Genomic DNA, 21,528 nt, shown 5'->3' on the forward strand with positions numbered 1-21,528 from the left:
CCTCTGCTCGTCCGTGTGCGCGTCGTCCCGTGTGCTGTGCTCGTTGCCCCGTGCTCATGAGGAGATCCGCTCCTTGAGGTCGTTCAGCCAGCTGTCGATGACGGGGGCCGTCGTGTCGACGTGCTGCTCGACGATGGTGAAGTGCGTGCCGGGGACGGTCGCCACGGTGTGCGCGCCCTCCCAGTCGGCCTGCCAGCCGTTGCCCGGCTCGATCGCGGCGTCCTCGCCCCTCTCGAAGAGGTCCCCGGCCCGTACGAACAGCACGGGCGCCTCGATGTCCGCCTGCGTGAACTGCGGCAGCAGCTCCACGTACCGCCCCATCGCGGAGAGTTCGGCACTGCTGAAGGAGCCCAGCGTGGCCGCCTTGTCGGGGACCGCGAAGGCCATCTGGTCGAAGATCGCGTCGTTCGTCCGGCCCATGTAGTACGTGTCCAGGAGCACGAGCCCGGCCGGCCGCACCCCGTGCACCCGCTCCAGGCGGGCCACGGTGGCGTGGGCGAGCAGGCCGCCCGAGGAGAAGCCGAGCAGCACGAACGGTTCCCCGCCGGCGGTGCGCAGGACTGCCTCGGCGAGGACGTCCACGGCCGCGTCGAAGGACTCCGGCAGCGCGTCGCCGCGCGCGAACCCGGGAGTCGGAATCCCGGACACCGGCATCGAGAGCCGGGCCGCGAGGCGCGCGTGCTGGTGCACGCCGCCCGCCACGGTCGGGGTGGAGAGGCAGATCAGCCGGGGCGCCGTCGGGCCTTCGGCGCCCTGCTTGGCGCGGGCCCCGTACGCGACCGCTTCGGGCAGTCCGGCCAGATCGGCCGCCGTGGCGAAGGAGGGCCGCAGTGCGGCGACCGCCCGCAGCATGGCCAGCCCGGGCTGGAGGTTGCCCGACATGATCGCGTCGAGGAACAGCCCGTACAGCGTGTCGTCGACCCGGCCGTCGCCGTCCTCGGCGGGTGCGGCGGCGTGCCCGGCGTCCCCCTGGGCGGCGAGCCGGCCGGCGACCAGCCGGGCCAGGTCGAGCGGGTGCTTGCTGTCGAAGACCACCATGGCCGGCAGCGCGAGCCCGGAGGCCGCGTTCAGCCGGTTGCGCAGTTCGACGGCGGTCAGCGAGTCGAACCCGGCCTCCAGGAAGCCCGCTTCGGCGTCCACCGCACCGGCGTCGGCGTGCCCGAGGACCTCGGCGGCGTGGCTCAGCACCTCGTCGAGCACGACCCGGGTCCGGGCCGCCTCGTCGAGCCCGCGCACCTTCTGCGCGAGGCCCCCGGCCTCCCGGGCGGCGACCGCCGCACCGGCCCGTCGGCGCCCGGCGGGCGCCAGGGCCCGCAGCAGGGCCGGGACGACATCGGTACGGGCCCGCAGCGCGCCCAGGTCGACCCGGAGCGGGACGAGCGCGGCGGCGTCGGCGGCGACGGCCGCGTCGAAGAGCCACAGGCCCTCCTCCTCGGTCAGCGCAGGTGTTCCGGTCCGCCGCATCCGCTGGAGGTCGGCCTCACCGAGCCACTGACTGAGCCCCGTCTCGGTGGCCCACAGGCCGAAGGCCATGGAGGTGGCGGCGAGCCCGTGGGAGCGGCGGTGGGCGGCGAGCGCGTCGAGGAAGACGTTGGCCGCCGCGTAGTTGCCCTGCCCCGCGGCCATGACGAGGCCGCCGGCCGAGGAGAACAGCGCGAACACGGACAGGTCGAGGTGGGCGGTCAGCTCGTGCAGGTGCCAGGCCGCGTCCGCCTTGGCCCGCAGCACGTGGTCCACCTGCTCGGGCGTGAGCGCCCCGACCAGCCCGTTGTGGGCGACCCCGGCGGCGTGGACGACCCCGCGCAGCGGATGGGCGGGGTCGATGCCCCCGATCAGCCCGGCCACGGCCGCCCGGTCGGAGACGTCGCAGGCGGCGATCTCCACCCGCGCCCCCAGCCCGGTCAGTTCGTCGCGGAGCCCGGCCGCGTTGGGCGCTCCGAGCCCGCGCCGGCCGGCGAGCACCAGGTGCCGTACGCCGTGCTCGGTCACCAGGTGACGGGCGACGAGCGCGCCCAGGCCCCCGGTGCCGCCGGTGATCAGGACGGTCCCCTCGGGATCCCACGGCGATTCCCCGCCGGGCGCCGCCGACCGGGCGAGCCGGGGCACGAGCACCTTGACCCCGCGCACGGCGAGTTCGGGTTCGTCCGAGGCGAGGGCGGCGGCCAGCGCGCGCGGCGACGGCTCGCCCTCCTCCAGGTCCAGCAGGACGAAACGTCCGGGGTTCTCCGCCTGCGCGGCCCGCACGAGACCCCACACCGGGGCCTGGCGCACATCGACCGGGTCGCCGTCGGCGACGGCTGCCGCGGCCCGCGTCACCAGCACCAGCCGCGACTGCGCGAACCCCGGCTCGTCCAGCCACCGCTGCACGGCGGCCAGTGCCCCGTCCACAGCGGTACGCATCCCTGCCGGGACCTCGTGCTCACCGCCGGTCCCGCCGCCGTCCGCGAGGACGGGCAGCAGCACCAGGTCCGGCACGGCGTCGCCGAGCGCGTCGAGCCCCGCGACCACCGGCACGCCGGCGACCTCCAGGCCCGGCCCGGCGACCGTCCAGTCACCGCGCGGGCCGCTGCCGCCTCCGAGCGGCTGCCACTCGACGGCGAGCAGCGCGTCCCGGAACCCGCCGCCGCCCAGCTGCCGCGCGGCCACCGGCCGCAGTTGCAGCGCCTCGACCGAGGCCACGGGCGCCCCGGCCGGGTCGCTCAGGTCGAGGCGTACGGCGTTGCGCAGCCCCTCGACCGGGGCGAGCCGGACCCGTACGGCGGTCGCGGACGCGGCGTGCAGGGTGACACCGGCCCAGGAGAAGGGGAGCAGCGCCTGACCCTCGTCCTCCTCGGCGCCGAGACCGCCGAAGCCGAGCGCGTGCAGGGAGGCGTCGAGCAGGGCCGGGTGCAGGCCGAAGCGCCCGGCGTCCGGGTGCGCCTGCTCGGGCAGCACGATCTCGGCGCAGAGCGCGTCGCCGTGCCGCCAGGCCGCGGTCAGCCCCTGGAACACGGGGCCGTAGCCGAATCCGCGCTCCTGGAGGCTGTCGTACAGTCCGTCGGCGTCCAGCTCCTCGGCGCCGGCGGGCGGCCAGACGGTGAGCCCGTCGGACGCGGCGCCACCGGCCGGGGCCAGCATGCCGTCGGCGTGCCGGGTCCACGGTTCGTCGGGGTGGCTCTCGGGCCGCGAGTACACGCGCACGGTGCGCCGGGCCTGCGCGTCGGGTTCGCCGACGACGACCTGGAGCGAGACCCCGCCGCGCTCGGGGAGCACCAGCGGTGCGTACAGGGTCAGTTCCTCCAGCAGCCCGCAGCCGACGTGGTGGGCGGCCTGGAGGGCGAGCTCCACGAAACCGGTGCCGGGGAGCAGGACGCTGCCGTGTACCGCGTGGTCGGCCACCCAGGGCTGGGCGTCCAGAGAGACTCGGGCGGTGAACGTCACGGCGTCGGAGTCGGGGGACGCCACGACGGCCGCGAGCAGCGGGTGGTCGACCGCGTCCTGCCCGACGGCGACGGCATCGGTGGCCGGCTTGGCCGCGTCCACCCAGTAACGGGTGCGCTGGAAGGGATACGTGGGCAGCTCGACCCTGCGGGCACCCGTACCGGCGTAGTACGCCTCCCAGTCGACCCGGGCCCCGTCCGCGTACAGCCGGCCGAGGGCCGTGACCAGGGCCTCGGGCTCGGGGCGGTTCCGGCGCACGGACGGTACGAGGACCGCCTCGCCGCCGCCTCCCTCGCCGTGGTCCAGGATCTGCTGGGCGAGGCCGGTGAGGACGCCGTCGGGGCCGATCTCCAGGAACCGGGTCACGCCCTGCTGTTCCAGGGCCTCCACGGCAGCCACGAAGCGGACGGCCTCGCGGACCTGGTCGACCCAGTAGTCCGGGGACTGCCAGGCCGTCGACAGCTCCCCGGTGACGGTGGAGACGACCGGGACGCGGGGCTCGGCGTACGCCAACCCGGCGGCGACGGCCCGGAACTCGTCGAGCATCGGTTCCATCAGCGCCGAGTGGAAGGCGTGCGAGACGGCGAGGCGGCTGGTCTTGCGGCCCAGCGCGGCGACGTGCTCGCCGACGGCGAGGACCTCCGCCTCCGCTCCCGAAATGACGACCGCCTGGGGCCCGTTGACGGCTGCGATGCCCACGCCGTCGGTCAGCAGGGGAAGCACCTCGTCCTCGGTGGCCTGTACGGCGACCATCGCGCCACCGGCGGGAAGCGCCTGCATCAGGCGGCCCCGGGCGACGACCAGCTTCGCGGCGTCTGCGAGGGACAGCACCCCGGCGACGTGCGCGGCGGCCAGCTCACCGATCGAGTGACCGGCGACGACGTCGGGGGTGACGCCCCAGGCCTCGACCAGGCGGTAGAGGGCCACCTCGAAGGCGAAGAGCGCCGGCTGCGTGTACGCGGTGTTGTTCAGTTCGTCCGCGTCCTCCCCCCATACGACGTCGCGCAACGCCGTACCGAGGTGCGCGTCCACCTCCGCGCACACCGCGTCGAACGCTGCCGCGAAGACCGGGAACGCCTCGTACAGCTCGCGGCCCATCCCGAGCCGCTGGGCTCCCTGGCCGGTGAAGAGGAACGCCGACTTCCCGCTCCGGCGTGCCTGGCCGCTCGCCACAGCGGGGGCGTTGCGGCCCTGGGCCAGGGCGGTCAGGCCGCGCAGCAGTTCCTCGGTGCCGGCGCCCACCACGACCGCCCGGTGGGCGAACGCGGTGCGGGAGGAGACCAGCGACAGACCGAGGTCGGCCGGTGCGAGCGCGGGCTCGTCCGTGACCCGGTCCGTCAGCCGCTCGGCCAGGGCGGCCAGGGCCTGCGGGCTCTTCGCGGTCACCACCAGGGGTACGACGGGGAGTGCGCCGCCCACGGCCGGCTCGACGGCCGCCTTGGGCGCCTCCTCCACGATCACGTGCGCGTTCGTCCCGCTGATACCGAACGAGGAGACACCCGCGCGGCGCGGGCGGTCGGCGGGCCGCCACTCCCGGGCCTCGGTGAGCAGCGCGACGTTCCCGGCCTCCCAGTCGACCTGGTCCGAGGGCGCGTCCACGTGCAGGGTCTTGGGCAGGACGCCGTGGCGCATGGCCAGGACCATCTTCATGACGCCCGCGATGCCCGACGCCGCCTGGGTGTGGCCCATGTTGGACTTGATGGAGCCCAGCCACAGGGGCAGGTCGTCCGCGCGTCCCTGTCCGTAGGTGGCGAGGAGCGCCTGTGCCTCGATCGGGTCGCCCAGGGTCGTGCCGGTCCCGTGCGCCTCGACCGCGTCGACCTCCGCCGCCGCCAGGCCCGCGTTGGCCAGGGCCTGGCGGATCACGCGCTGCTGGGACGGGCCGTTGGGGGCGGTCATCCCGTTGCTGGCGCCGTCCTGGTTGAGCGCGGAGCCACGGAGGACGGCGACGACGGGGTGCCCGTTGCGGCGCGCGTCGGAGAGCCGCTCCAGCAGGAGGACGCCCGCGCCCTCGCCCCAGGCGACGCCGTCCGCCGAGGCGGCGAAGGACTTGGAGCGGCCGTCGGGGGCGAGCCCGCGCTGCCGGCTGAACTCGATGAACATGCCCGGCGTGCCCATGACGGCGACCCCGCCGGCCAGGGCCAGCGAGCACTCGCCGGCCCTGAGCGCCTGGGCGGCCATGTGGAGGGCGACGAGTGAGGAGGAGCAGGCCGTGTCGACGGTGATGGCCGGGCCCTCAAGTCCCAGCGTGTAGGCGGTGCGCCCGGACACGAGGCTGCCGCCGCTGCTGGCCGCGGCCTCCACGCCGAGTGCGTAGTCGTGGTACATCACTCCGGCGAACACCCCGGTCGATGAACCCTTGAGCGTCGTCGGGTCGATCCCGGCCCGCTCGATCGCCTCCCACGACACCTCCAGCAGCAACCGCTGCTGCGGGTCCATCATCAGCGCCTCGTTGGGGCTGATCCCGAAGAACACCGGGTCGAAGTCGGCGGCGTCGTGCAGGAAGCCGCCCTCGCGGGCGTACGTCCGGCCGGGCGTGCCCGGCTCGGGGTCGTACACCTCGGCGTCCCAGCCGCGGTCGGCCGGGAAGCCGCCGATGGCGTCGACCCCGTCCGCGACGAGCCGCCACAGCTCCTCCGGGGTCGTCACACCGCCCGGGTACCGGCAGCCCATCCCGACGATGACCACCGGGTCGTCCTCCCCGTCCGCCCCCGCGCCCGTGGGCAGGGCGCGGGCGGGTACGGGCAGGGCACGGTCCGAACCGGCCACCTCGTCGCCCATGTACGCGGCGACGGCGTGCGCGGTCGGGTAGTCGAAGATCAGCGTGGCGGGGAGCCGGAGGCCGGTCACCGCGCCGAGCCGGTTGCGCAGTTCGACGGCGGCGAGCGAGTCGAAGCCCAGCTCGCTGAAGGCCCGCTCCGGCTCGATCGCGTCGGCGGACGCGTGACCGAGCACACCCGCCACGTGCGTCCGTACGAGAGCGAGGAGCGCGGCAGCCCGAGCGGTCGTGTCCAGCCCCGCGAGACGGGCGAGGAGCCCGTCGCCGCCGTCCGTGGACCGTGCGCTCCGGCGTACGGGTACCCGGACCAGGCCCCGGAGCAGGGAAGGGAGTTCGGTGGCGCGGTCGCGCAGGACGCCGGTGTCGACGCGCAGCGGCACGGTGGCCGCCAGACCCGACGCCAGGGCGGCGTCGAACAGGGCGAGACCCTCCGCCGACGACAGTGCGGGCAGCCCCTGAGCCGCCATCCGCTCCACGGCCAGGTCCAGCATGTCGACGCCGGTCATGCCGGTGTCGACGCCCCACAGCCCGAAGGCCATCGCGCACGCCGGAAGGCCCTCGGCGTGCCGTTGGGCGGCGAGGGCGTCGAGGAAGACGTTGGCGGCCGCGTAGTTGCCCTGACCCGCCGCCAGCACCAGGCCGCCGGCGGAGGAGAACATCACGAACGCGGACAGGTCCAGGTCCCGGGTCAGCTCGTGCAGGTGCCAGGCCGCGTCCACCTTCGGGCGCAGCACCGCGTCCACCCGCTCGGCCGTCAGCGCCCCGACCACACCGTTGTCGACGACGCCGGCCACGTGGACGACTCCGCGGAGCGGGCGGTCCGGGTCCACGGACGCGAGCACAGCGGCGAGGGACTCGCGATCGGCCACGTCGCACGCGGCCACCGCGACCGAGGCACCCAGGGCCGACAGCTCGGCCACCAGTGCGGAGACCCCCGGCGTATCGGCGCCCCTGCGTCCCACCAGCAGCAGCCCCCGTACGCCGTGCTCGGCCACCAGGTGCCGGGCCACACGCGCGCCCAGCCCACCCGTACCTCCGGTGATCAGTACGGTCCCGTCGGCGTCCCACACCGGCGCGGCCTCGTCACCCGGCGCGGCGAGCACCAGGCGCGGCACCCACACCTCACCCTCGCGGACGACCAGCTCCGGCTCGCCGTAGGCGATCACCCGCTCCCAGGGCACGGACCCGTCGGAGTCGACCAGGACGAACCGCCCCGGGTTCTCGGCCTGCGCGGCCCGCACGAGGCCCCAGACCGGAGCCTGCCGCACGTCGACCGGCTCACCGTCGGCCACGGCCACCGCGCCGCACGTGGCGACCGCCAGCACCGCGCCCTCGGGCCGCTCCGTCGACAGCCACTCCTGCACGGCCGCCAGCACCTCGCCCACCAGACCGTGCACGGCACCCGGCACGTCCTCGGGCACGTCCCGCGTCCCGCAAGTGAAGACGACGGGGGCCGGTCCCTCGGCGGGTGTGTGGCCCCGCGCGGCGGGCAGCCGGCTCCAGGCGATGCGGAAGAGGGAGTCGTTCCCGCCCGTGGCGAGCTGCTCGGTGGACACGGGCCGTCCGACGACCGCGCCCACCGTGGCGACGGGGGCCCCGGTGGCGTCCGCGACCTGCAAGGACAGACTCTCCGCGGTGGGCTGCGTGATGCGTACCCGCACGGCGTGGGCGCCCGCCGCGTGCAGCGTCACGTCGCGCCACACGAAGGGCAGGACGGTCTCGTCGCCGCCGGTGCCGTTGACGAGGGCCGCGTGCATGGCGGCGTCCAGGAGCGCCGGGTGCAGCCCGAACTTCCCCGCCTCCGCGTGCGCCTGCTCCGGCAGCGCGACCTCCGCGTACAGGACGTCGTCCACCCGCCAGGCGGCCTTGAGGCCCTGGAACGCCGGCCCGTAGCCGAAGCCCCGCTCGCGCAGCCCCTCGTAGGCACCGTCCAGGGACAGTTCCTCCGCCCCGGCGGGCGGCCAGGCCGAGAGGTCGAACCCGGCGCTCTGCGTGCCGGGCGCCAGTACGCCGTCGGCGTGCAGGGTCCACGGCAGGTCCGGACGGTCCTCGGCGCGCGAGTAGACGCTCACCGAGCGCCGGGCGGACGCGTCGGCGGCACCGACGACCATCTGCACGCTCACGCCCCCGCGCCGGGGCAGGACGAGCGGCGCCTGCAGGGCCAGCTCCTCCAGCACCGCGCAGCCCACCTGGTCGCCGGCCCGGATCGCCAGCTCGACGAAGCCGGTTCCCGGCAGCAGGACGCTCCCGAGGACGTCGTGGTCGAGGATCCACTCGTGCGTACGCGCGGACAGCCGGCCGGTGAACGTGACCACGTCGGTGTCCGGCGACGGCACCACCGCACCGAGCAGCGGGTGTCCGGCATCGGTCAGCCCGGCCGTCGCCATGCTGCTGCCGCCGCCGATCCAGGAGTTGGCGAGGTACTCCTCCGTGCCCACCCAGTACCGGGTGCGCTGGAAGGCGTACGTGGGCAGCTCGACGCTCCGGGCCCCGGCACCGGCGTAGAACGTCTCCCAGTCGACCCGGGCCCCGTCCACGTACAGCCGGCCCACCGCGGCGAGCAGGGATTCGGGTTCGGCACGCTTCTTGCGCACCGACGGCAGGAACGTGCTGTTCTCGTCGGTCGCGGAGGCGGCCCCGAGGGCGGTGAGCACCGCGTCCGGGCCGATCTCGACGAACGTCCGGGCGCCGAGGGCCTCGGCGGCGACCACGGCGTCCGCGAACCGCACCGGCCGGCGGACCTGGTCGACCCAGTACTCGGCCGACTGCCAGTCCGAGGACAGCGTGCCGGTGACGGTGGAGACGACCGGGATACGCGGCTCGTTGAACGTCAACTGCGCGGCCACCGCCCGGAACTCGTCGAGCATCGGTTCCATCAGCGCGGAGTGGAAGGCGTGCGAGACGGCGAGGCGGCTGGTCTTGCGGCCCAGCGCGGCGACGTGCTCGCCGACGGCCAGGGCCTCCGCCTCCGCGCCCGAAATGACGACCGCCTGGGGCCCGTTGACGGCTGCGACGCCCACGCCGTCGGTCAGCAGCGGCAGCACCTCGTCCTCGGTCGCCTGCACGGCGACCATCGCGCCACCGGCGGGAAGCGCCTGCATCAGACGGCCCCGGGCGACGACCAGCTTCGCGGCGTCCGCCAGCGACAGCACCCCGGCGACATGCGCGGCGGCCAGCTCACCGATCGAGTGACCGACGACCACGTCGGGCGTGACGCCCCACGCCTCGACCAGCCGGAACAACGCCACCTCGAACGCGAAGAGTGCGGGCTGGGCGTACGCGGTCGCGTTCAGCTCCTCCGCGTCCTCCCCCCACATCACGTCACGCAACGACGCACCGAGGTGCGCGTCCACCTCCGCGCACACCGCGTCGAACGCTGCCGCGAACACCGGAAACGCCTCGCACAACTCCCGTCCCATGCCCACCCGCTGGGCGCCCTGGCCGGTGAACAGGAACGCCGACTTGCCGGCCGTCCGCGTGGCCCCCTTCACCAGGCCCGGGTGCTCCTCGCCGGCGGCCAGGGCGGCCAGCGCGGCCGCCCGGTCACCGAAGACGACCGCCCGGTGGGCGAAGGCGGGCTTCGACGTCACCAGGGAGTAGCCGATGTCCTCCGCCCGGTGGTCACCGTCACCGGCCACCGTCAGCAGGTTCTCCGCCTGCCCGGCCAGCGCCTCCGCGCTCTTCGCGGACACCACCCAGGGGGTGACGTGCGGGCCGGGTCCGGCCTCCTCCGTCACCGCGGCCTCGGGCACCTCTTCCACGATCACGTGCGCGTTCGTACCGCTGATGCCGAAGGAGGAGATGCCCGCGCGCCTCGGGTGACCGGACTGCTGCCAGTCACGGGCCTCGGTGAGCAGTTCGACGTCACCGGCCGACCAGTCGATCTGGTCCGAGCGCTCCCGCGCGTGCAGGGTCGGTGGCAGGACGCCGTGGCGCATCGCCATGACCATCTTGATGATGCCCGCGACCCCGGCCGCCGCCTGGGTGTGGCCCATGTTCGACTTGATGGAGCCCAGCCACAGCGGCCGGCCCTCCTCGCGCCCCTGACCGTAGGTCGCCAGCAGCGCCTGCGCCTCGATCGGGTCGCCCAGGGTCGTCCCGGTGCCGTGCGCCTCGACCGCGTCGACCTCCGCCGCCGTCAGGCCCGCGTTGGCCAGGGCCTGGCGGATCACGCGCTGCTGGGACGGGCCGTTCGGGGCGGTCAGGCCGTTGCTGGCGCCATCCTGGTTGAGGGCCGAGCCACGGACCACCGCGAGGACCGGGTGACCGTTGCGACGGGCGTCGGACAGGCGCTCCAGGAGGAGCATGCCCGCGCCCTCGCCCCAGCCCGTGCCGTTGGCACCGAGGCCGAAGGACTTGCAGCGGCCGTCCGGGGCGAGGCCCCGCTGCCGGCTGAACTCGACGAAGACCTCGGGGGTCGCCATGACCGCGACACCGCCCGCCAGGGCGAGCGAGCACTCGCCGGAGCGCAGCGCCTGGGCCGCCATGTGCAGGGATACCAGCGAGGACGAGCACGCCGTGTCGACCGTGACGGCCGGGCCTTCCAGGCCGAACACGTACGAGACGCGGCCGGAGGCGATGGCGCCCGTGCTGTTGTTGGCCGCGTAGTCGTGGTACATCATCCCGGCGTAGCAGCCGGTCATGCTGCCGCGCAGGGTCTCCGGGTCGATCCCGGCCCGCTCGAACGCCTCCCAGGCCGTCTCCAGCAGCAGGAACTGCTGCGGGTCCATGACGGCGGCCTCGTTGGGGCTGATGCCGAAGAACGCCGGGTCGAACTCGCCCGCCTCGTGCAGGAATCCGCCCTCGTTGGCGTAACTGGTGTGCGGGCGACCGGAGGTGGGGTCGTAGACCCGGTCCAGGTCCCAGCCACGGTTGGCGGGGAAGTCCGAGACCGCGTCCACGCCGTCCGCCACGAGCCGCCACAGCTGCTCGGGACTGCGCACGCCGCCCGGGTAGCGGCATGCCATGGAGACGATCACGATCGGGTCGTCGTCGTCCCCGGTCGCGCCTGCCACTCGTCCGGTGGGGCTCACCTCGGCGAGGGAGCCGGCGAGTTCGCCGAGCAGGTGCCGGGCCAGAGCGCGCGGGCTGGGGTAGTCGAAGGCCAGGGTGGCGGGCAGCCGGACCTCGGCGGCGGCGCTGACGGCGTTGCGGAATTCCACGGCCGTCAGCGAGTCGAAGCCCAGCTCGCTGAACGCGCGGGTCTCGTCGACGGCGTCCGCGTCCGGGTAGCCGAGCGCCGTCGCGACCTGGGTGCGGACCAGGTCGAGCAGGACGCGCTCCTGCTCCTCCCGGTCCAGCCCGGCCAGCCGGCCGCGCAGCGCCCCGGCCGTCTCCGACGCGGAGACGGCGGCGCGGCGGGGCCGTACGCGCACCAGCTTGCGGAAGAGCGGCGGCAGTGCGTCGCCGGCCTCGGCGAGGGTGCGGACGTCCAGCCGGATCGGGAGGACGACGGGCGCGTCCACGGTCAGGGCCCGGTCGAAGAGGTCCAGGCCGTACGCGGGAGTGAGGGCGCCGATGCCGGTGCGGCTCATCCGCTGGAGGTCGGCGTCGGTCAGGGTGCCGGACATCCCGCTCGCCCACAGGCCCCATGCCAGGGAGCGGGCGGGCAGGCCGTGGGCGGTGCGGTGGACGGCGAGCGCGTCGAGCAGGGCGTTCGCGGCCCCGTAGTTGGCCTGGCCGGGGACGCCGAGCACGCCGGTGGCGGAGGAGAACAGCACGAAGGCCGACAGCTCCAGGTCCCGCGTCAGTGCGTGCAGGTGGAGCGCGGCGTCGGCCTTGGCCCGCAGGACCGTGTCCAGGCTCTCCGGGGTCAGCGAGGCGATGAGCGTGTCGTCCAGGACACCGGCGAGGTGGACGACGCCGGTGAGCGGTACTCCGGCGATGAGCCCGGCCAGGGCGTCCCGGTCCGCGACGTCGCAGGCCGCGACCGTGACCTCGGCCCCGAGGCCGCGCAGCTCGGCGCGCAGCTCCGCCGCGCCGGGGGCGTCCACTCCGCGCCGGGAGACCAGCAGCAGGCTCCGTACGCCGTAGGTCCCGACGAGTTGCCGGGCCACCAGGCTGCCCAGCGCGCCGGTCGCGCCGGTGACCAGGACCGTGCCGTCACCGAAGTCGGGACGGACGCGCTTCTCGGGGTCGTCCGTGAGGCGGACCAGGCGGGCGCCGTACACGGCCGTGGAGCGTACGAGGGTCTGGGACTCGCCGGTGGCGAGCGCGGCGGCGGCCTGTGCGTCGTCCGCGAGGTCGTCCAGGTCGGCGAGCAGGAGCCGCCCGGGGTGCTCGGCCTGCGCGGAGCGCACCAGCCCCCAGACGGCGGCCCCGGCCAGGTCGGTGACGTCCTCCTGGGGCCGGGCGACCGCGCCACTGGTGGCGATGAGCAGGCGGGAGGCCGCGTACCGGTCGTCGGCTAGCCAGCGCTGGAGCGCGGCGAGGATCTCGGTGGTGGCGGCGCGGACGGTCGCGGGGTCCGTGCCGGTGTGCCGGGAGCGCAGGACGACGCTCTCGGGCACGGGCCCGTCGGCGCGCAGGTCGGACCAGTCGACGGGTACGGAAGCCGTTTCGCCGGTGGGCAGTTCGAGCCAGTCCAGGCCGAACAGGGACTCGTGCGCGACCGTCCGGGCGGCGGCCAGCTGCTCGGCGGAGACCTCACGCAGGACGAGCGCGTCGACGGACAGCACGGGCCGGCCCGTCTCGTCGGCGACGGACAGGGCGATGGCTCCCGCGCCGTCCGGGGCGATCCGGACCCGCAGACGCGCGGCTCCGGAGGCGTGCAGCCGCACCCCGGTCCACACGAACGGCAGGACGGGGCCGGTGGCCCCGGCGAAAAGGTCCGTGAACACGGAACCGTGCAGGGACGCGTCCAGCAGCGCCGGGTGCAGCCCGAACGCGGCGGCCCCGGGCCGGGCCGGGTCCGGCAGCGCTACCTCGGCGAAGACCTCGCTGCCGGAGCGCCAGGCCCCGGTCAGCCCCCGGAAGGCGGGCCCGTACGCGAGACCGGCCTCGGCCAGCGACGCGTACACCCCGTCCGTGTCGAGGGCCTCGGCACCTGCGGGCGGCCAGGCGGCCAGGTCGAAGGGGGCGGGGCCCGCGGTGGTGGCCGCCAGGACCCCGGCCGCGTGCAGCGTCCAGGGCTGGTCGGGCTGGTCGTCGCGGCGTGAGTGGACGCTGACCGGGCGCCGCCCGGAGGAGTCCGCAGCGCCGACCTCGACCTGGAGTGCGACGGCACCGCGTGCGGGCAGGACGAGGGGGGCCTGGAGCATCAGCTCCTCGAGCGATTCGCAGCCGACCTGGTCCCCGGCCCGGACGGCCAGTTCGACGAAGCCCGTGCCGGGGAAGACCACGGACTCCCCGACGACGTGGTCGGCGAGCCACGGCTGTGCCGACACGGAGACCCTGCCGGTCAGGACGACACCGCCGGAGTCGGCGAGCGAGACGACCGCACCGAGCAGCGGGTGCCCGGCGGCGGCGAGACCGGCGGCGGCGACGTCCCCGGAGGAGCCGCTGCCCTCGACCCAGTAACGGGTGCGCTGGAAGGGGTACGTGGGCAGCTCGACCGTGCGGGCCCCGGTGCCGGCGTAGAACGCGTCCCAGTCGGGGGTGACGCCGGCGGTGTACAACCGGCCCAGGCCCGCGACCAGGGCCTCGGACTCGTCGCGGTCCTTGCGCGCCAACGCCACGCATGTGGTGGCCCCGTCGGTGACGGAGGCGGCCCCGAGGGCGGTGAGCACCGCGTCCGGGCCGATCTCGACGAACGTGCGGACACCGAACGTCTCCGCCGCGCCCACCGCGTCGGCGAACCGGACCGCTTCGCGGACCTGACCGACCCAGTACTCGGCCGACTGCCAGTCCGAGGACAGCGTGCCGGTGACGGTGGAGACGACCGGGATACGCGGCTCGTTGAACGTCAACTGCGCGGCCACCGCGCGGAACTCGTCCAGCATCGGGTCCATGAGCGCCGAGTGGAACGCGTGTGACACGGACAGCCTGCTGGTCTTGCGCCCCAGCGCGGCGAAGTGCTCGCCCACGGCCAGGGCTTCCGCATCCGGGCCAGAAACCACGACCGACTGCGGCCCGTTGACGGCCGCGACGCCCACCCCGCCCGTGAGCAGGGGAAGCACCTCGTCCTCGGTCGCCTGCACGGCCACCATCGCGCCACCGGCGGGAAGCGCCTGCATCAGACGGCCCCGGGCGACGACCAGCTTCGCGGCGTCCGCCAGCGACAGCACCCCGGCGACATGCGCGGCGGCCAGCTCACCGATCGAGTGACCGACGACGAGGTCCGGGGCGACGCCCCACGCCTCGACCAGCCGGAACAACGCCACCTCGAACGCGAAGAGTGCGGGCTGGGCGAAGGCGGTCGCGTTCAGCACCTCCGCGTCCTCCCCCCACACCACCTCGCGCAACGACCGCCCCAGATGCGCGTCCACCTCCGCGCACACCGCGTCGAACGCTGCCGCGAACACCGGAAACGCCTCGCACAACTCACGGCCCATGCCCACCCGCTGGGCGCCCTGGCCGGTGAACAGGAACGCCGTCTTCCCCTTCGTGGCGGTGCCCTGGAGCACCGCCGGGTGGCTCTCGCCCTCCGCAAGGGACGCGAGGGCGCTCAGGGCCGCGTCGCGGGTCTCCGCGAGGACGACCGCGCGGTGTTCGAGGGCGGCCCGGGAGGTCGCCAGGGAGTGGGCGAGGTCGGCCGCGCCCAGTTCCGGCGCCGCCGCGATGTGTGCGTGGACACGGTCGGCCTGCGCTGCGAGGGCGGCCGTGTCGCGCGCGGAGAGCGGCCAGGGCAGAAGGCCGGGCAGGGGCGTGGCGGGGGCCGCGGAGCCTTCGGGGGTCTCGGGGGTGTCGGCCGGCTCCGCCGCGTCCGCCGGGACCGCCGGGTCCGCCGCCGGGGCCTCCTCCAGGATCACGTGGGCGTTGGTCCCGCTCACGCCGAAGGCCGAGACACCGGCCCGTCTCGGCCGGTCCTCGGCGCGTTCCCACTCCCGGGTCTCGGTCAGCAGCCGTACCCGGCCCGCTGACCAGTCGACGTGGGTCGACGGTTCGTCCACGTGGAGCGTCTTCGGCAGTACGCCGTGGCGCAGCGCCTCGACCATCTTGATGATGCTGCCGACACCGGCGGCGGCCTGGGCGTGGCCCATGTTGGACTTGATGGAGCCCAGCCACAGCGGCCGGTCCTCCTCGCGCCCCTGACCGTAGGTCGCCAGCAGCGCCTGCGCCTCGATCGGGTCGCCCAGGGTCGTCCCGGTGCCGTGTCCCTCGACCACGTCGACGTGTGCGGCGGAGAGCCGGGCGTTGGCGAGGGCCTGACGGATGACCCGCTGCTGCGCACGGCCGTTGGGGGCGGTGAGGCCGTTGCTGGCGCCGTCCTGGTTGACCGCGCTGCCCCGCACGACGGCGAGCACGGGGTGGCCGCTCCGCCGGGCGTCCGCGAGCCGTTCCAGGACGAGCATGCCCGCGCCCTCGGACCAGCCGGTGCCGTCAGCGGCCTCGGCGAAGGCCTTGCAGCGGCCGTCGGGGGCCAGCCCGCGCTGCCGGCTGAACGCGATGAAGGGCGACGGGGTGGACATCACCATGACGCCGCCGGCCAGGGCCAGTGAGCATTCCCGCTGCCGCAGGGCCTGGGCGGCCAGGTGGAGGGAGACGAGCGAGGAGGAACAGGCCGTGTCGATGGTGACCGCGGGGCCTTCGAGACCCAGGGCGTAGGAGATCCGGCCGGAGATGACGGCCGCCGCGTTGGCGGTGGTCATGTAGGCCTCGGCGACCTCGCCCGCCGCGCCGGTGAGGTACTCGTAGTCCTGGATCCCGGAGCCCGCGAACACACCGACGGGCTTTCCGCGCAGCGACTCCGGGTTGATCCCGGCCCGCTCGATCGCCTCCCAGGACACCTCCAGCAGCAGGCGCTGCTGGGGGTCCATGGTGAGCGCCTCGTTGGGGCTGATCCCGAAGAAGCCGGCGTCGAACCCGGCGACGTCACGGACGAAGCCGCCCTCGTCGACGTAACTGCCGCCGGACCCGCCGGTGGCGTCGGTCTCGCTGCCGCGGAGACCGTCGAGGTCCCAGCCGCGGTCGGTGGGGAAGGTGCTGATGGCGTCCCGGCCCTCGGCCACGAGCTGCCACAGGTCCTCGGGGGTGCTGACGCCTCCCGGGTAGCGGCAGCTCATCGCCACGACGGCGATGGGTTCGTGGTCCTGGTCCTCGGCTTCCTGAAGCCTGCGCCGGGTCTGGTGCAGATCCGCCGTGACCCGCTTGAGGTAGTCGAGGAGCCGTGCGTCGTCATTGGACATGTTGGGTCCCACCGAGTCCTTGCTCATGCCGTGGTCGAATCGGGTCGCGGAGTTGCGGGGCGGGGCCCGGTGCCGGTCACAGCACTGGCCGCGCGGTCGGTCAGGTGAGGCCGAGTTCGTTGTCGATGAAGGCGAAGACGTCGTCGGCGGAGGCGGTCTCGAGCTGCTGGCCCACCTGCCGGCCGCCGTCACCGGTCCGCTCGTCGAGGGTGCCGGTCAGCCGCGCCAGCAGGCTCTGCAGACGGGCGGTGATCCGGGTGGCCTCGATGTCCTCGGCGGCGAGTGCCGCGGCGGCCTCTTCGAGCCGGTCGAGCCGGTCCAGTACGGGGAGTTCGCCGAGGTGCTCGTCCTGGCAGAGCTCGGACCACAGGTGGGTGGCGAGCGCCCCGGGGCTCGGGTGGTCGTAGATCATGCTGGTCGGCAGGGGGCGCCCGGTGGCGGCGACGAGTCGCGTGCGCAGGTCGACGGCGGCGACGGAGTCGAAGCCGAGGTCGGTGAAGCCGCGGTCGGGCGCGACCTCGGCCGGGTCGTCGTAGCCGAGCAGTGCGGCCACGTGGGTACGGACGAGGTCGAGCAGCACGGACCGCTGCTCGGGCTCCGCCAGAGCGGCCAGCCGGTCCACGAGGCCGGGGTCGGCGCCCGCACCGTCCGGCATGGCGTCCGCGCCGAGGGCGGTGAGGGCTTCGGGCAGGGCGTCGAGGAGTGGGCGCGGCCGGGCGAGCGCATAGGTGGGTGCGAAGCGCTCCCAGTCGAAGTCGGCGACGACCGCGTGCGAGGCGCGGCCCGCCAGGATGCGGCGCAGCGCCCCGACGGCGAGGCCGGGCGGCATCGCGGGGGCGCCCATTCGGCGCATGACGGCGGCGAGTTCGGCGTCGACCATGCCCCCGTCCCAGGAGCCCCAGGCCACGGAGGTGGCGGCGAGGCCGCGTGCGCGGCGGCTGTGGGCGAGGCCGTCGAGGTAGGCGTTGGCACTGCCGTAGGCGGCCTGGCCCGCACTGCCCCAGACGGCGGCGCCCGACGAGAAGAGCACGAAGGCGTCGAGCGCGGTGTCCCCGAGGAGTTCGTCGAGGTGGCGGGCGCCGAGCACCTTGGCCTCGGCCACCTCCGCCAGCTCCGCGAGCGACAGTTCGCCGAGCGGGGCGATGCGCTGCGCCAGGCCGGCCGCGTGGAAGACGGCGGTGAGCCCGGGCAGCCCGTCGAGCAGCGCGCGGACGGCTTCGCGGTCGCCCATGTCGCAGGCCTCGACGGAGACCCGGGCGCCCGTGGCGCCGAGCTCGTCGACGAGTGCGGCCACTCCTGGCGCTTCGGGGCCGCGCCGGCCGACGAGGACGATGTGCTCTGCCCCGTCCGCGGCGAGCATCCGGGCGACATGGGCACCGAGCCCGCCCGTGCCCCCGGTGACCAGGACGGTGCCACGGGCCTGCCACGGCCCGGCGGGGTCGGGCTGCGCGGGGCGGACCAGGCGGCGGGCGTAGACACCTTCGGGCCGGGCGGCGATCTGGTCCTCGCCGGTGGCCCCGGAGAGGGTGTCGCACAGCCGCAGCAGGAGCGCTTCGCCCGGGTCGGCGCCGGCCGGGAGATCGACGAGGCCGCCCCAGGTCGCGGGGGCCTCCAGGGCGAGCGCCGCTCCCATTCCCCAGACGGCGGTCTGCTCGGGCCGCACGGGGCGGGCCGTCGCGTCGGTGTCGTCGGTGGCCACCGCACCCCGGGTGAGGCACCACACCGGGGCGGCCCACTGCCTCTCGGCCGCCTCCCGCACCAGGGCGACGGTGTCCACCAGGCCCCGGGAGAGGGCGGGGTGGCCGGGGTGCGGGGCGGTGTCGAGGGCGAGCAGGCTGAGGATGCCGGCCGGGGTGGCCGCTGCCTCGGGCAGCGCGGCGCCCTCCACCAGCACGGGGGTCGCGCCCCGGGCGGTCAGCGCGGCGCTGAGGGCGTCCGCGAGCGGCCGCTCCCCGGCGGTGTGGAGGACGAGCCAGTCCCCGGTGAGCGGGACGGGCGCGGCGGGGTCGGGGACCGGCGCCCAGGAGATCCGGTAGCGCAGCGCGTCGACCGCCGAGGCCTCGCGCCGGCCGGCCCGCCAGGCGGCGAGCGCGGGCAGCACCGGGCCGAGGTCGGCGGGGTCGAGCCCGAGCCGCTCCGCGAGCCCGGCCGCGTCCTCGCGCTCCACGGCCTCCCAGAACCGGTTCTCCCCCGGGTCGGCGGCCGACGGGGCGGTCGCGGAGGGTGTGTCGGGCTGTACGGCCGCGGCCCAGTAGGTCCGGCGCTGGAAGGCGTAGGTGGGCAGGTCCACACGGTGGGGCCGGTGGCCGGTGGCGGTGAGGAGGGCGTTCCAGTCGACGGGGACGCCCCGGGTGTGGGCGAGCGCGACGGCTTCGGCCAGGACGCGTTCCTCGTCCCGGCCGCGTCGCAGGACGGCGGTGAACACCGGCCGGTCCGTTGCGTCGTCGGGGCCGGTCAGGCAGTCGGGCCCGAGCGGGGTGAGCGCGGCGTCGGGGCCGAGTTCCAGGAAGGTGTGGACCCCCTTGGCCGCGAGCACGCGTACGGCGTCGTCGAAACGGACGCTCGCGCGGACGTGGCGTACCCAGTAGTCGGCGCAGGCCAGTTCGTCGTCGCCCGCGAGTTCCCCGGTGACGGTGGAGACGATCGGCGTACGGGCGGTGCCGTACGTGATGCTCTCGGCGACGGCGCGGAACGCGTCGAGCATCGGCTCCATCAGCGGGGAGTGGAAGGCGTGCGAGACGGCGAGCCGCTTGGTCCTGCGCCCGAGGGCGGTGAAGTGCGCGGCGACGGCGAGGGCGTCGCTCTCGTCGCCCGAGATGATCACGGCGTTCGGCCCGTTGAGCGCGGCGATGCCGGTGGCCGGGGTGAGCAGGGGCGTCACCTCGTGCTCGGCCGCCTCGACCGCGATCATCGCGCCGCCCTGCGGGAGTGCCTGCATCAGCCGGCCCCGGGCGGCGACCAGACGGGCGGCGTCGGACAGCGTGAGCACACCGGCGACATGCGCGGCGGCGAACTCGCCGACCGAGTGACCGGCGAGGAAGTCGGGCCGGATGCCCCAGGACTCGACGAGCCGGTACAGCGCCACTTCGCAGGCGAACAGGGCGGGCTGGGCCTGGGCCGTACCGTCGAGCAGCGCACGGTCCTCGCCCCACATCACCGGGCGCAGCGGGGTGTCGAGGTGCGCGTCGAGGGCCGCGACGGCCTCGTCGAAGGCGCGGGCGAACACCGGGTAGGCGGCGTGCAGTTCACGCCCCATGCCGAGGCGCTGGGCACCCTGGCCGGTGAACAGTGCGGCGCTCAGCGCATCGGGCCGGGCCTCACCGGTGACGATGCCGGCCGTCCCGGAACCGGTGGATGCGGCGGACGGGGCGGACGCGGGAGAGCCGTCGGATGCGGCGGCGAGGGCGCGCAGGGACCGTATGAGCCCGCTGTTGTCCTCTGCCCGGCCGTCGGCGACGATCACGGCGCGATGCTCCAGGGCGGCCCGGCCGGTGGCCAGCGACCAACCGGTGTCGGCGAGTGCCTGGCCGGGACGGGACTCCAGGTGGTCGGCGAGCCGGCCGGCCTGGGCGGCCAGGGCATCGGGCCGGCGGGCGGACACCAGGACGGGCACGACGCGGGGAGCGCCGCCCGGAGCGTCCTCGGCCACGGCCGGGGCATCGGGCGCCTCCTCCACGATGACGTGGACGTTCGTACCGCTCAGGCCGAACGAGGACACCGCGGCCCGCTTGGCGTGACCGCGCTCCGGCCAGGCGATCGGCTCGGTCAGCAGCCGTACGGTGCCCGCGCTCCAGTCGACGTTGTGGCTCGGCTCGTCCACGTGCAGCGTGCGCGGCAGGACGCCGGCGTGCATGGCCTGCACCATCTTGATCACACCGCCGACGCCCGCCGCGGCCTGCGCGTGGCCGATGTTCGACTTGAACGAGCCCAGCCACAGCGGTTGGTCCGCAGGCCGTTCCCGGCCGTAGGCGGCGATGAGGGCCTGCGCCTCGATGGGGTCGCCGAGCGTGGTTCCGGTGCCGTGCGCCTCGACAGCGTCGACATCCGCGGGGGTCAGCCCGCCCGAGGCGAGGGCCTGCTGGATGACCCGCTGCTGCGAAGGGCCGTTCGGCGCGGTCAGCCCGTTCGACGCGCCGTCGGAGTTCATGGCCGAGCCACGGATGACGGCGAGGACGGGGTGGCCGAGGCGGCGGGCGTCGGACAGCTGCTCGACGAGGAGCATGCCCGCGCCCTCGGACCAGGTGGTGCCGTCGGCGGCGGCCGCGAAGGACTTGCAGCGCCCGTCGGGTGCGAGGCCGCGGTCCTGGCTGAAGCCGACGAAGGAGTCGGGGCTCGCCATCACGGTGACACCACCCGCGAGAGCCATCGTGCATTCACCGGTGCGTACCGACTGCACCGCGAGGTGGAGGGCGACGAGCGACGAGGAGCAGGCCGTGTCGACGGTGACGGCGGGGCCCTCGAGCCCCAGCGTGTACGCCACCCGCCCGGACGCGACACTGGCCAGGCCGCCGGTGCCGCCGCCGCCCGGGTAGTCGTGGTAGACCACACCGGCGAACACCCCGGTACGGCTGCCCTTCAGGGAGGTGGGGTCGATCCCGGCCCGCTCGATGACCTCCCAGGACACCTCCAGCAGCAGCCGCTGCTGCGGATCGGTGTCCCGCGCCTCGCGCGGACTGATCTTGAAGAAGTCCGCGTCGAACCCGCCCGCGTCGTGCAGGAAGCCGCCCTCACGGCAGTACGTCTTGCCGGGCGTCGACGGCTCGGGGTCGTACAGGTTCTCGATGTCCCAGCCCCGCCCGTCCGGGAAGAGCGAGACGGCGTCCCGGCCGGAGTCCACCAGCTGCCAGAGGTCCTCGGGTGACGTGATGCCACCCGGGTAGCGGCACCCCATCGCCACGATCGCGACCGGCTCACTGCCGCGCTCCTCCGCCTCCGCCAACTGCCTGCGCGTGCGCTGGAGTTCGGAGGTGGCGCGCCTGAGATAGTCCCGGAGCTTCTCGTCGTTGCTCATCGAACCTCAACCAATCTAGAGCTGATCGCTGG

The 21,528-nt window shown here is 75.0% G+C and carries 2 protein-coding genes; both read right to left on the reverse strand.

Translation table 11 applies throughout. The annotated features are described in order from the left end of the window. Window positions 1-54: 54 nt before the first annotated feature. Window positions 55-16,512, reverse strand: coding sequence for an SDR family NAD(P)-dependent oxidoreductase (locus ACFYPA_RS20310; protein WP_389133317.1), 16,458 nt, complete (start codon window positions 16,510-16,512; stop codon window positions 55-57). Window positions 16,513-16,585: 73 nt separating this feature from the next. Further along, complete coding sequence (locus tag ACFYPA_RS20315) at window positions 16,586-21,496, reverse strand: type I polyketide synthase (RefSeq protein WP_389133321.1); 4,911 nt, start codon at window positions 21,494-21,496, stop codon at window positions 16,586-16,588. Window positions 21,497-21,528 lie beyond the last annotated feature (32 nt).

This window comes from Streptomyces sp. NPDC005775, assembly GCF_042871565.1.
Classification (GTDB): domain Bacteria; phylum Actinomycetota; class Actinomycetes; order Streptomycetales; family Streptomycetaceae; genus Streptomyces.